Annotated in this window: 8 protein-coding genes; 2 read left to right on the top strand and 6 right to left on the bottom strand. The window is 37.6% G+C overall.

Features of this window, described 5'->3' with window-relative positions:
- Positions 1–54: 54 nt before the first annotated feature.
- Positions 55–2133, bottom strand: coding sequence for a thioredoxin domain-containing protein (locus ACM03V_RS16730; protein ID WP_414621927.1), 2079 nt, complete (start codon positions 2131–2133; stop codon positions 55–57).
- Between the two features lie 1100 nt (positions 2134–3233).
- Here ACM03V_RS16730 and clpP point away from each other — a divergent pair.
- Entirely contained in the window at positions 3234–3839 is a 606-nt protein-coding gene (gene clpP / locus ACM03V_RS16725) for an ATP-dependent Clp endopeptidase proteolytic subunit ClpP (protein WP_414621926.1), read from the top strand.
- A gap of 560 nt (positions 3840–4399) precedes the next feature.
- Here the strand turns inward: clpP and ACM03V_RS16720 are convergent.
- From ACM03V_RS16720 to ACM03V_RS16705, 4 genes are all read right to left on the bottom strand, one after another.
- Positions 4400–8857 (bottom strand): chemotaxis protein CheB, encoded by a 4458-nt coding sequence (locus tag ACM03V_RS16720; RefSeq protein WP_414621925.1) that lies wholly within the window; start codon positions 8855–8857, stop codon positions 4400–4402.
- Positions 8858–9113: 256 nt separating this feature from the next.
- Complete coding sequence (locus ACM03V_RS16715; protein ID WP_414621924.1) at positions 9114–9986, bottom strand: MBL fold metallo-hydrolase; 873 nt, start codon at positions 9984–9986, stop codon at positions 9114–9116.
- A 132-nt stretch (positions 9987–10118) separates the two neighbouring features.
- On the bottom strand, positions 10119–10241 hold the full coding sequence (locus ACM03V_RS16710) for a type II toxin-antitoxin system HicA family toxin (protein ID WP_414621923.1): 123 nt from the start codon (positions 10239–10241) through the stop codon (positions 10119–10121).
- Between the two features lie 100 nt (positions 10242–10341).
- Positions 10342–10584, bottom strand: coding sequence for a type II toxin-antitoxin system HicB family antitoxin (locus tag ACM03V_RS16705; protein ID WP_414621922.1), 243 nt, complete (start codon positions 10582–10584; stop codon positions 10342–10344).
- A 565-nt stretch (positions 10585–11149) separates the two neighbouring features.
- Between ACM03V_RS16705 and ACM03V_RS16700 the strand changes: the two genes are divergently transcribed.
- Complete coding sequence (locus ACM03V_RS16700; protein ID WP_414621921.1) at positions 11150–11530, top strand: hypothetical protein; 381 nt, start codon at positions 11150–11152, stop codon at positions 11528–11530.
- 246 nt (positions 11531–11776) lie between these two features.
- Here ACM03V_RS16700 and ACM03V_RS16695 read toward each other — a convergent pair whose 3' ends face one another.
- A complete protein-coding gene (locus ACM03V_RS16695; RefSeq protein ID WP_414621920.1) occupies positions 11777–12733 on the bottom strand; it encodes a heme o synthase in 957 nt (318 codons plus the stop codon).
- Positions 12734–12860: the final 127 nt, after the last annotated feature.

The following is a 12860-nucleotide window of genomic DNA, read 5'->3' as shown; positions in this document are numbered from 1 at the left end:
TCGAGGGGACAGGTGTCAAAGATTTAATGATTCTTAACTCCTAATTCCTAACTCCTAACTCCCAACCCCTCTCTTATAACTAGAAACTACTTGCTCCAACAATTTATCTTCACTTTGGGCTGGTGCAAGACATTTTAATCCTTGACAAACTAAACCAATGCTATTTTGCGGTAAATCGGATTGCTCGACAAACATTGCAACGGGTAAGAATTTAGATATAAGCGAGTTTATCCGCTCTTTTTGGGTACGAATTAAAGTACAGTTTCTGTACCAATCCAAAGCGACAAATAAACTGGGACAAGCTTGAGTTGCATCATTCATAACCTTGCGAAATGCTTTCAATCCTTGTTCTGCTAAATTTAAGTATTGAAGATTATCTGTAATTAAGGTTAGTCGTACCAAATTGGATAAAGCGATTCCGTTGGCAGAAGGTGTAGCGCTATCTATATAATTGCGTTCTCTGACAATCAATTCTTGGCTGGCATCGCTTGCTGTATTAAAATAACCATGCAGTTCGACGCTCCATAGATATTCATCAAATTCTTCTTGTAGGGAAATTGCTTTTTCTAGCCATAAAGAAGATTTATTTTCTGTTTTCAAGGAAGCTTGATGCAAATCTAACAAAGCTTTGATAAATAAAGCGTAATCCTCAGATTGCGCCAATACACTTGGTTTACCTTCGTAATTCAATCTGTGAAATCTTCCATCAACAAATTGATTTTCTAAGATAAACTCGGCTGCTTGAGTTGCTAATTTAAGATATTCTGGTTGTGAAAATACTGCGTAAGCTCTCGCCAAACCGGAAATCATCAAACTATTCCAAGCAACAATCATTTTAGTATCTGTAACTGGTGGAATTCTACCTTGCCAATTACTAGATTTTGCTTCGGTGTTGTCACGAGCGGGAGTGAATGTTTCGATCGCGCTGAAGAAGTTACCGTAACGAGCAACAAATAATTTTTCTAAAATAGCTTCAACCAAATCGCTTAATTGTTCGGAGTTGAGCTTTTGCAAAACATTTTGATTTTCAAAGTTACCGTTGGGTGTAACTGTAAAAGTTTGTTGCAGTTGAGTTAATTCTTCTGAAGTTAATAATTCTTCTAATTCGCTGTAACTCCAAACGTAAAATGCACCTTCTTCGGGTTCAACATCCTCTTGGGTAATAAAACTATCGGCATCTTGAGCAGCGTAGAAATATCCTTGAGGTGCTGTCATTTCTCTTTGCAACCACTTTACGGTTTTGGCGATCGCACGACTAAATTGTGGTTCTTCGATCCCCGCACTCCATAAGTTAGCCAAATATTCAACTATCTGACCGTTATCGTAGAGCATCTTCTCAAAGTGAGGTACCGTCCAGGTGGGATCGACTGTGTAGCGATGGAAGCCACCGGCAACATGGTCAAAAATTCCACCCAGGGCTAAGTCTAATCCTCGCTGACTACAAATTTGTTTGCCATCATATCTTGATTCAAACTCAAATCTGCTTCCTTGCAGTGCCATCTGTGCGTAGGGGATCGTAGGAAAACTATTACTCTGCTGATTGCGATTGATAATTCCAGTGAAAGTTTCCCAACCTTTATTTAATAATTGATTGTCTTCTGTTGCTGCGGTAGATTCGGTTTGCAATACAGCAGATTCGAGCAGCGATTCTAAAATAACTGCTTTACGTTTTTGTAAGTCTTGTTTTTCTGTATCGTAATAATGACGAATTGCTTGCAGTACCTGTAAAAAACCCGGACGGCCGTAACGTTCTTCTACAGGAAAATAGGTTCCGGCATAGAATGGTACTAAGTCATCGGGAGAAAGAAAAACATTTAACGGCCAACCTCCACTGCCGCTCATCATCTGCAATGATTGCATATAAATGCTGTCAATATCTGGTCTTTCTTCCCGATCAACTTTGATTGGAAGAAAATTGGCATTCATATATTCAGCTATTTCCAAATCCGAAAAAGCTTCTCCTTCCATCACGGTACACCAGTGACAGCTTGAATAGCCAATGGAGAGAAATATCGGTTTATTTTGCGACTTAGCTGTTGCGTGGGCTTCGTCACACCAACTCCACCAATCAATTGGATTTTCGGCGTGTTTGCGGAGGTAAAGACTTTGAGCGCGATCGAGTCGATTAGTCATAATTCCAAAAAGATGAAAAGCCTTATAAGTGGGTGTGCAAAATTATTTGTGTCATTGCGAGCGACAGCGGATCTTTCTCAAAGTGTTGCGGTTGCTTCGTTTCACTCCGTTCAACTCGCAATGACAAATGCACAATTAATTTTGCCGAAGTACTTATCACCTAGTTTATCGTTTAAATTCGATCCCATACGCTTTGAGAATCGTTTAAGCGTTTATATTAATTTGCGCTTGCGATTGATCGTTTGATTTATTTTTATGGGTTCGGCTCTCACTACCAAGATTAATTAAAACGACTATGAAAATTGAACAAATCAAGAAACCGATCTTTCCTTAAAAGATCGGTTTCTTAATTTATGCTTTGTATCCAAATACACAGTTAAAAGTATGATGGAATATAGATAAATAGGTAATTAAAACCGGCAAATTCGCTAAAAAGAGTGAAGTTTGTAGCAAAAGATTAGGCTGTATCCACACAAAAGAAAGCTAAATGATATTAGTGAAATAATTTATAAAAGATACAGTAAAGAATACGGTAACATTATTCGCTATAAAGCTAACAGACTTCTGCAATCAGCTTTTTACTCGTTTATATCTATATTTTTACCAATACTTATTATGGCAATATTACTACTAAGCTCGCTATATGACTAATCTATTTCAAAGAACGAACTAGTAAACTAACCACTGGTTGTGAGTATGTATCTATGGGAGACTCTATTTTTGAACTTATTACTTGGTTAGTATGGTCGCTTAATCCAAATATTATATTAAGTAACAAAGTTATGATTGTTGCTTGTACTAATCTTCTCAACATGACGTTTTCCTGTAACTCTAAATAGATGGCATTTGAAGTTTAAATAGAAGGGCGAATATACCTCTCGTACTATTGTTTTACCTGCAATGATACTTTTATCCGGACACCCAACAATATAAATATAGCTTCTGTTATATTTGTATCAACAACTGACAGTTATATTACTTAATGATTTGTCGATAAATATTACGCTTAAGCATCAATATTGTTGCAAACGTACTGCTGATGACAACAATTAGCTTAGTAATCGATAAAATGTATGTAATCTAACTATGAACTAGGCTGCATGATTCCTATCGTTATTGAGCAATCGGGTCGCGGCGAACGCGCCTTTGATATCTATTCGCGACTGCTGCGCGATCGCATCATCTTCTTAGGACAACCTATCGATAGCAATGTGGCTAATTTAATAGTCGCTCAATTGCTACTATTGGATGCAGAGGATGCGGAGAAAGATATCTATATGTATATCAATTCTCCTGGTGGTTCGGTAACTGCTGGCATGGGTATTTTTGATACCATGAGACACATCCGTCCGGATATTTGTACTATCTGCACCGGACTCGCTGCTAGTATGGGTGCTTTCTTGCTTACTGCTGGTACTAAAGGTAAGCGGATGAGTTTACCTCATTCTCGAATTATGATTCACCAACCTTTAGGTGGGGCACAAGGGCAAGCAACCGATATTGAAATTCAAGCGAAAGAGATTCTCTATCATAAGCAACAGCTAAATAATTACTTAGCTGAAAATACTGGTCAACCCATTGAGCGCATTGCAGAAGATACCGAAAGGGATTTCTTCATGTCGCCCTCGGAAGCCAAAGATTATGGCTTGATTGACCAAGTGATAGACCGTCACGCTGCTGGTAGCCGTCCGATGGCTATTGTCTAATCAATATTTATGCTATCAACAGTTGATTATTAGATTGACTATTGATCGCGTAAATATTGACTTATTTCACAAATCGTGAATTTTCGATGGAATTCCTCTTCAGAAGGGGAATTCCATTTGTACTTATTCAACAAATATTATCGGGAATTTTTGATGACTATTTTTGATGATTTTTCCCAATATTTACTTGTTGTCAAGTATTGCAGGTAATATTTAATTATCAGTTTTACTTATTATACCAGAAGAATCAACTAGTTCTATAACTTTTGTTACTATTTCTATCTTGTCAGCATATTACTGAATCGAGAAAATAAAGGTTTTACCTATGGATCTGGATTCAGATCGAGTTAAATTTGAAATTTCCTTGCAGATTCCGGCTTCACCTAAACCAACCGAAAAAATACATTCTATATAATGAACGATCTTAATTTCGCTATAAGATAAGCAAATAATTCAGCTAATACAGCTTCAGGTAGAAAGTATTTTCGATTTCAATTCAGTTAATTATTGATTCTTTTGATGTAGGTGGAGTCTCAATTTACGGGTAGTAACTGTAACTGCTAACTGCTAACTGTTGACTGCTTGCTGAGGTTAGAAATTTCATCAAACTGATAATTATCTGCTAATTCTTCAAGTTGCAGTTTGAGGCTGTGATAATGTTCGGGGATTTCAGATAATAGTTGTAAAACTGAATCTTGATTGCAGTTAGTTGCTCGCTCATAAAGAGATTTACACCATTCTTCTGACATCACTTTCAAAGATTCGGGGGTTAATTTATTTAATTTACTTAAATTACTTTGTTCGGAATAACTAATACTATTGCCATTGTTTTCAGATTCATAAATATATTCAACTCCTAAATACTGAGCAATTTTATTTAACAGAAGATCTTCTTGAAACGGTTTGCGGATAAAATCATCGCAACCCAATTTCAACATAGATTGTCTATCTTCATTAAATGCCGTTGCCGTTAAAGCGATGATGGCAGTATTTTTTTGATTTTGATTTTCAATCATCTTTTGTTTAATAATCTTAGTAGCTTGATAACCATCCATTACCGGCATTCGCATATCCATGAATATAAGATTGGGCTGTTCTTTTTCCCATAATTTTATTGCTTCTTGCCCGTTAGTTGCTTCAATGATTTCAAATCCTAAAGGTACAAGAATTTGTAAAAATAGTTGACGGTTATCCCAGTTATCTTCGACTACAAGAATGCGATTATTTGAATAATTGGGTTTTAAACGAAGAATACGCCCTTGAGGAACAAGACATTGAGCAATTTCCGTAATTTCTTCGGCTAAATCAACCAAAATATCAAATTGAACCGTTGTTCCTTTGAATAAAGCGCTTTCAATCTTAATATCACCACCCATTAAATTTACGAAGCGCTTACTGATAGCCAATCCCAAACCTGTTCCATCTTCAACTTGGTAGGTAGGGTTGCTTTGCACGAAAGCATCAAAAATCTTATTTAATTCTTCCGGTGCAATTCCTTTTCCGGTATCTTTTATTTGAAAATGCAAACGTAGTGAAGAAGATTGGGAAGGTGTAAATTCTTTTGCCCTTGTCTCCTTATCATCTTGCAAAAATCCGACTTGCAAGACTACGCTACCGGAATCGGTAAATTTGATGGCGTTTCCTAAAAGGTTAATTAATACTTGCCGCAGTTTACTTTCGTCAGCTTGTACGTATTGGGGAAGTTGTGGATTTAATTCAAATTTTAATTGCAGTTGTTTGCCTCTAGCTTTGACGTGTAACATTGCTTCGATACCGTCAAGCAACTGATAAAGATCGAAGTTGGTAACGTTAACTTCTGCCATACCGGCTTCTATCTTAGAAATATCTAAAATATCATTGATTAATTCCAGTAAATGCTTGCCGCTACGCAGAATTGTATCTAAATACTGTTTTTGTTTATTTTCTAACTTGGGATTTCTGCTCAAGATTTGCGTAAAACCAAGAATTGCATTTAAAGGAGTTCGCAATTCGTGAGTCATTCTGGCGAGAAATTCAGTTTTAGCAAGGTTTGCAGCTTCTGCTGTTTCTTTAGCGCGAACAAGTTCGGCATTCGTTTGATTGAGTTTCTCTTGAGTTAGCTTTTGCTTGGTTATATCAGTGGAAATACCGCAAACGGCATAAGGCTTCCCTTGCTCATCGCACAAAGGTGCTTTGAGAGAAATGTAGGTATGAATATAGCCGTCAGGTTGGGGAAGTAGTTCTTCAAATTCCAAGACAGTGTTTTCTGCAATGACTTTTTGGTCGTTATCTTCAAATAATTGATAAATTTCTGGGGGAAACAGTTCGCTGTCTTTGTTACCTAAAAATTCTTCTGGTTCCAAACCAGTAACTGCGCTAAGCTGTTTATTTACTAATAGGTAACGTCCTTCGGCATCTTTAACGTAAATTAGCGATGCAGTATTATCTAAAACTGCCTGTAGCTGTTGTTCTTTTTTCTCCAATGCGTTGTAAGTTTGCTGGAGTTGTTCTTGAACCAGCTTAATATCATCTACATCTATAAAAGTTAACACTACACCATCACAACATTTATCTGCTTGGCGATAGGGATAAATCCGCATTAATAAATGTTTACCCGATGGATTTATTTTTACTTCTCTTTGCTTTGATTTTCCGCAGTTGAGAATTGATTGCAGCAGTTCCGTAAATTCGGGAAAGTCGATGTTATTGGTAATATGCTGAATGGGACGACCAATATCTGCATCAACTAAGTTGATAGCTGCTGTGGCTCCTGGGGTAAATTTACGAATTTTTAGGTGTTTATCTAAGAATACAACGCCAATATCGGTACTTTGCAGCAAATTATCGACATCGGCATTTAGCTCAGTTAATTCGTTTATTTTCGATTGATATTCGCCATTTACAGTAAAGAGTTCTTCGTTTACCGAATGCAGTTCCTCGTTAGTACTTTGTAATTCCTCGTTAGAAGCAATTAATTCTTCGTTTGTTGCTTGCTGTTCCTCATTAATACTTTCTAATTCTTCAATAGTCGCTTGCAAATTTTTGCGGCTTTGCTGCAACTCGTATTCTAAATCTAGTATCCGATGGGATACTTCACTATCTGCTGCAAAATGTCTTGTTTCAATAACGGCTTCAACTTCTGCGTCTTCAGAAATTGTCACCATTAAGAAATCACCAGCAGTTTTGCTTGCTTGTTCGTAGCTGACTTTCAAGCTGAGAATACGCTCTTTGTTACCTTCCCCTACCTTAATTCCCGTGTATGCAACGGCATTACGCTCTTTTTGGGCGCGTCGTAATGCAGTATTAAGCGGAAGTTGCAGCTGTGGAATAACTAATTTAATTGCTTCCGTAGTCGGATTACCTGTAGGGAATTTGAGTACCTGGCACAAATCCTCAAACATATAGACTACTTGATTATTCTTATCTACCAGCAGACAAGTTGCTTTTTGCTGCCCCAATAAGTTATTCAAGGCAGCTTCGAGCATCGGCTGTTTAGTTGACGGTGGCGCTTGCTTAACAGAAGGTTGTGCTAAAAAATGCTTAGAAAAGTTTTCTACACCTCTTACGGCTAGGGGAAGCCGTGAATCTCTGGCTTTTTGATAAATTTTATACTTTTTGTCAACTGGGACAAGTTCATCCTCAAAATATGCAACAGTTTCTGCATCTCCAAGTAATAAAAAACCTGTCGGGAACAAGGAAAAATGAAAGTTACGCAATACTTGCTGCTGTAGCTGCGGCTGCATATAAATCAGCACGTTACGGCAAGTAATCAGATGCATCCGAGTAAAATTTGCATCTTTTGTCAAGTCATGAAGTGCAAAAATTAACTTTTCTCGCAGTTCCTTCGATACTTGAAAACTTTGCTCTTGACGAATAAAGTATCTTTCTAAACGTTCGGGGTTAATATCTTTGGCAATACTTTCTGGGTAAATTCCGATAGCAGCCTTTTCTAAAGCAATTCTATCGATATCAGTAGCAAAAATTTTGACTTTTATTTGTTTGCCTAAATCAGAAATAGCTTCATCTATTAATATCGCTAGAGTATAAGCTTCTTCTCCCGTAGCGCAAGCACTAACCCAACATCGCAATTCTTCCCCAGGATTAATTTTTTCAATAACTGTGGGAATTACATTCGTTTCCAGATATTCCCAAGCTCCTGAATCGCGAAAAAACTTCGTTACGCTAATCAGCAAATCCTGACAAAGAATTTCTCTTTCTTTGCGCTCGATTTGCAAACGTCCAATATAATCATCAATATTGTGGTATCCCCTAATCAAGCAGCGGCGATGAATCCGCCGAGAAAGAGTTGAAGGCTTGTAATGGGTAAAATTAATCTGTTGGTGACGGTTGAGAATATTCGTAATTTGCCCCAACCTAAAAGAATCTAGCGCCAGTTTAGAACGCGGTTCGTTTTTTTCTTCATTAGCAGGTGCTTTAACAAAATCGTAAATAACTTCTGCCAACTCTTGCGGAGAACCAATACTATCGACAATTCGGGTGGCGATCGCACTGTGAGGCATTCCGTCAAACTGAGCCGTGGCGGGGTCTTGCACCATACCAATGCCGCCGGATTCGTTGAGCATCCGCAAACCTTCCGAACCATCGCTACCAGTACCAGAAAGCACTACACCAATAGCGCGATCGCCAGCATCTTCACCTAAAGACTGTAAAAATATATCAATGGTAAAATTAGGTCCTCGAAGTTCTCTATCCTGACGCTGTAGCAACAAGCGGCGATTTTTAACTTCTAAATTTTGACCGGGAGGAATTAAGTAAACGCAATTGCGCTTGATTTCCATCCCATCTTCTACCCGAAAAATCTCCATTCTTGTAGTTCGTCCCAGCAATTCCTTCATCAAACTTTTGTAATCTGGTGACAAATGCTGAACTACAACATAGGCAGCCCCACTATCAGCAGGCATATTCGCAAAAAATTCATCTAAAGCACGCAGCCCTCCAGCAGAAGCACCAATCCCTACAACAAAAAAGTCGTAATTTTCTTTACTATGAGTTTGTAGATTTTCGGAGGTAGAGGTCATAAGATATTTAACTACCGATTAATTTGCAAGATTATTTATTGGAACTGCCTAAATACAGAATATATATTTGAATCTTAAAAAAACATAAAAGATCGAGTATTCTTTAAAAACGTTAAGTATCTAATCAAAATTTAAGAAAAATTAATTAACTGCTTAGTTATATTCGAGTAAGTAGGATTATAACTAAGCAGTAAAGATTATATTTGTATAATTGTTGACCTGCAACTTTTGTCAGTTAATTATTCTGCTTACACCGCTAAACAGTTTTCATCCAATCAATACATTTTGTTAATTCTTGCTGCATCGTTTTAACATCAGCATGATACCTCCGACCGTGACCTGGTAGAATCCATTCAAAAGAATAATTAGTTAATTTTGGCATTGATTTAATTAATTCATCCCAAGAATACCAGCAGTGATTTCGGAAAGCGACAAGTTGTTTTAAGCGATCGGACCAAGCAAGATGGTCGCCAGTAAAAAGAAATTTATTCTTATAAAGTAAAACAGTATGTCCCTTAGTATGCCCAGGAACAGTAATAATTAACAATTCCGGAGTTAAATTAAAGGGTTCCTCACCGCTTAACTTAATTTCCACATCGCGAGTACCTGGACTAATTTCTTCCTCATGGAGGATGCGCTGACAATTAAAATGCTCGGCAAACTTTTGATGATCTGCAACATCATCTCGGTGAGTCAGATACATATAGCGAATACCGCCCATTTGTTCCAAACGCTTTACCAAAGGCGGCGTAAATCGGGGAGAATCAACTAAAATATTGCCGCCCGGTAGCTGAATAAAATAACTCCCAGCACCAAAAGACTTTTCCGAATGGTAGCCGCAATGGTAAACATTTTCTTCAACCAGAATCGGAAAACTTGACTGAGCATCTTTGATATCCTGGGGTTTTTCAACAGTACCAATAGAAGAAGTAGGGCAAGATAACAAAGCTTGAAGTGCGTCTAATCTTTCATCTTCATTTTTTGGTTGATGGTGTACCGCCGACATCTCACCTTCGCGGGTAAACACTTCCGGAGTCATCCAGCGACAGGTATCGCAATCAATGCAAGTAGTATCAACATAAAAATCGCCGCTAACATTTTCAGTTCGACGCAGATTTATAGTAGCCATATTAAAACCTCTTTTTACCTAATTTTGGGTAAAGATGATTATGCTTTATATGACTACGTTAGCAAAATTAAAGGTTGAATTTATAAACAGAAATTAGCTATAAAAAATTGAGTCAGTTACAAAAATTAAAAATTAGAAAGTCTCCCACTCTTCACGGCTGATATTAGCTTGACGCAATATTCTATTAAGTAAGCCAACACTGATATCACCTTTATGAGGATTAGGAATAGTCAGTTTCAGTTCATCTTTTATCATGTATTGATGTTTTCCTCCAGAATAGGGAAGGGACCATCAAAACCTATTTGTTTGAGGTAGCGAATTAAATCGCTTCTGCTAATTGCTCCAAAAGATGGCATTAGGCAACCTCTTTTATCGAATTTAAATCAATATCATCTATAACTGGTAAAGTATGATTTAAACGTAGTCCTAAAATTATCCAACCTTCCAAAGCATCTTGCAATTCTTCTCTACAGGCTTCTAATGTCGAAGCATTCGCCCAAACGCCTTGACAATCAACGATTTCGCTATAGAAAGTTCCGTCTTCGAGCAACTCGTAGCTTGCTTTACGCATTGCTCGATAAATGTATTCTGTTAACATAAACTGTCACAGCCTTTATATTTACTTACAAACTTACAAAATTTAAGAACAATTGCCATACCTTTTTATGATAAGCAGTTTTTCAAATGAAGCTGTTTGTCTAGTCGTTACTCATACGAATTTGCCATTACACGCTCTTTTGCACTACAACAAATAATACATAAAAAAAATATATAAAAATCTCATTACCAAATTACAAAGCTTGCATTCCACCCTTTTACTAGCTGATGCAACCCAGTTATAAAGGTTCATTTGAAGCGCATATTACCGTAAACGCAATAAATCTCGCATCAAAAGAAAAATGTGACCAATTTTGCCAAAACTTAAGCGTTAAATGCGTTTTTATCTCACATCTTGCACCATTCTCGTTAAGCCCGAATTCCGCCTTGAAATAAATTTCCAGGCTAATATACAAAGTACGTTAAAACGCACTAAAAGCCATGCCCAGTCTGATTTATCAGACTTTATTTTTGAGCCTGGGAATTTATTCCAAGGCGGTTGTTGAAAATGGTGCAAGATGTAAGTTTTTATAGAACTTCCTCAAGGTGTAAGTTGTTTCCAACCGATGACAGCATCTTATCATCACGGCAGTTTTCGGGATGTACTACAAAAAATAAATCAAATAGTCCAAAATATAGTTAATGCAGATTTCAAAATTACTCGCACCAAAATTGAAGCGATGTTGAGTAATCGAGATATCCCGATTTCAGATATTGAAGTGCAAAGATTACCGAAGACTAATTATTTCGAGTTTCATGTCAAAGTGATTTTGTCAGCAGATGAGAATCTAGAAATATTGAGAAAATATTGTTTGCAGCACGATGCTCATTTATCTGCAAATGCCTTTAAAAAACTTGTTGATGGAAAACAGCAGCGATTTATCACCATGCGAGCGTATGCTGTGGGATACAAATCTGCTCAGAGGATGTTTGAAAAGTCTAATTAAATACTAGACTTGGCGGTTGAAACCGCGTCTACACAAGCAAAACCCGTCTACACGGGTTTAGAATTTATTAGTCTACGCAGGTAGACTTCGCTTGTGTAGTAGCGGTTTTAACCGCCGGATACTTTCCAAACTACGAACAGAATCAGGTGGGTATGAAATAAGTCGAAAAAATTACTCATTCAAAAACCGGACTTACTAATAAGCCCGGTTTCGATAATTTAACTCTAAGCTTAATTCAACTAACCCTCAGCCAACTAATAAACTAAATTTATCGCCGACAAAACTTACAACGCGATGTGTTACAGGTAGACTGTCAATTACCATACCCAAACACAACAACATCATGTAAGAAATGGAATAAAGAAACATTCCTTTAGCCGAACTGCGATCTTTGGGATTTTGTAATAATTGCCACGCTTTACGAATAAATACCGCTCCCAAACCCAAAGCAATAGTAGCGTAAATAATCCCTAGTGAATGCAAAGGATAAACCAGTAAAAACGTTGCTGCTACAGTTACAAGGGTGTACCACCAAATTTGCTTAACTGTTGCTTCTTCTCCAGCAACTACTGGTAGCATTGGCACGTTTACCGATGCGTAATCATCCTTAATCATCAATGCTAAAGACCAGAAGTGTGGTGGTGTCCAAACAAAGACAATACCAAATAATAACCAGGCAGTTGGACTTAAAGTACCAGTCACAGCAGCCCAACCAACTAAAGCGGGAATTGCTCCTGCTGCTCCCCCAATCACAATATTTTGAGTGCTATTGCGCTTTAGCCAATGGGTGTAAATTAGCAAGTAAAAAGCAATCCCAGACATTGCCAAGAAAGCAGAAAGCAAATTAGCAAATATACTCAGCAGCGCAAAAGAAGCTACAGCTAAAACTATGGCAAAAATTAAAGCATCGCGAGGTTGTACTCTACCAGATGGAATGGGGCGATGTCGGGTACGCTCCATATCGTAATCAATATCGCGATCGTAAATACAATTGATTGTTTGGGCGCTAGCAGCTGCCAAAGTACCACCAGCAAGAGTTACTAATAACAATATAGGATTTACTTCTCCCGATGCAGCTATCCACATACTTCCAGCAGTGGTAATCAGCAGCAAAGGGATAATGCGAGGTTTAGTTAGCTGGTAGTAACTTTGAATAACTTGTAAAAACGTCGAATGTCGTGGAGAGACATTTGTCTCAATCATCTTGGTAATCGTTCCTTATTTTTTAACAATTTATATGCTGTTTTTGCCTTTAAAGGCTGTTAGCGTCGAACTTTTCAGTTATCAGTGAGCAGTGAACAGTGAGCAGTTACTAATTAACAATTAACAA

The organism is Calothrix sp. CCY 0018 (assembly GCF_963920925.1).
In the GTDB taxonomy this organism is placed as follows: domain Bacteria; phylum Cyanobacteriota; class Cyanobacteriia; order Cyanobacteriales; family Nostocaceae; genus Rivularia.
This window is presented reverse-complemented; position numbering and strand designations above follow the sequence as displayed.

Bases quoted from the DNA above. Each gene is read 5' to 3' on its own strand.
- ACM03V_RS16695 (WP_414621920.1), bottom strand. From the start codon at position 12,733: ATGATTGAGACAAATGTCTCTCCACGACATTCGACGTTTTTACAAGTT.
- ACM03V_RS16700 (WP_414621921.1), top strand. From the start codon at position 11,150: ATGACAGCATCTTATCATCACGGCAGTTTTCGGGATGTACTACAAAAA.
- ACM03V_RS16710 (WP_414621923.1), bottom strand. From the start codon at position 10,241: ATGATAAAAGATGAACTGAAACTGACTATTCCTAATCCTCATAAAGGT.
- clpP (WP_414621926.1), top strand. From the start codon at position 3,234: ATGATTCCTATCGTTATTGAGCAATCGGGTCGCGGCGAACGCGCCTTT.
- ACM03V_RS16720 (WP_414621925.1), bottom strand. From the start codon at position 8,857: ATGACCTCTACCTCCGAAAATCTACAAACTCATAGTAAAGAAAATTAC.
- ACM03V_RS16715 (WP_414621924.1), bottom strand. From the start codon at position 9,986: ATGGCTACTATAAATCTGCGTCGAACTGAAAATGTTAGCGGCGATTTT.
- ACM03V_RS16705 (WP_414621922.1), bottom strand. From the start codon at position 10,584: ATGTTAACAGAATACATTTATCGAGCAATGCGTAAAGCAAGCTACGAG.
- ACM03V_RS16730 (WP_414621927.1), bottom strand. From the start codon at position 2,133: ATGACTAATCGACTCGATCGCGCTCAAAGTCTTTACCTCCGCAAACAC.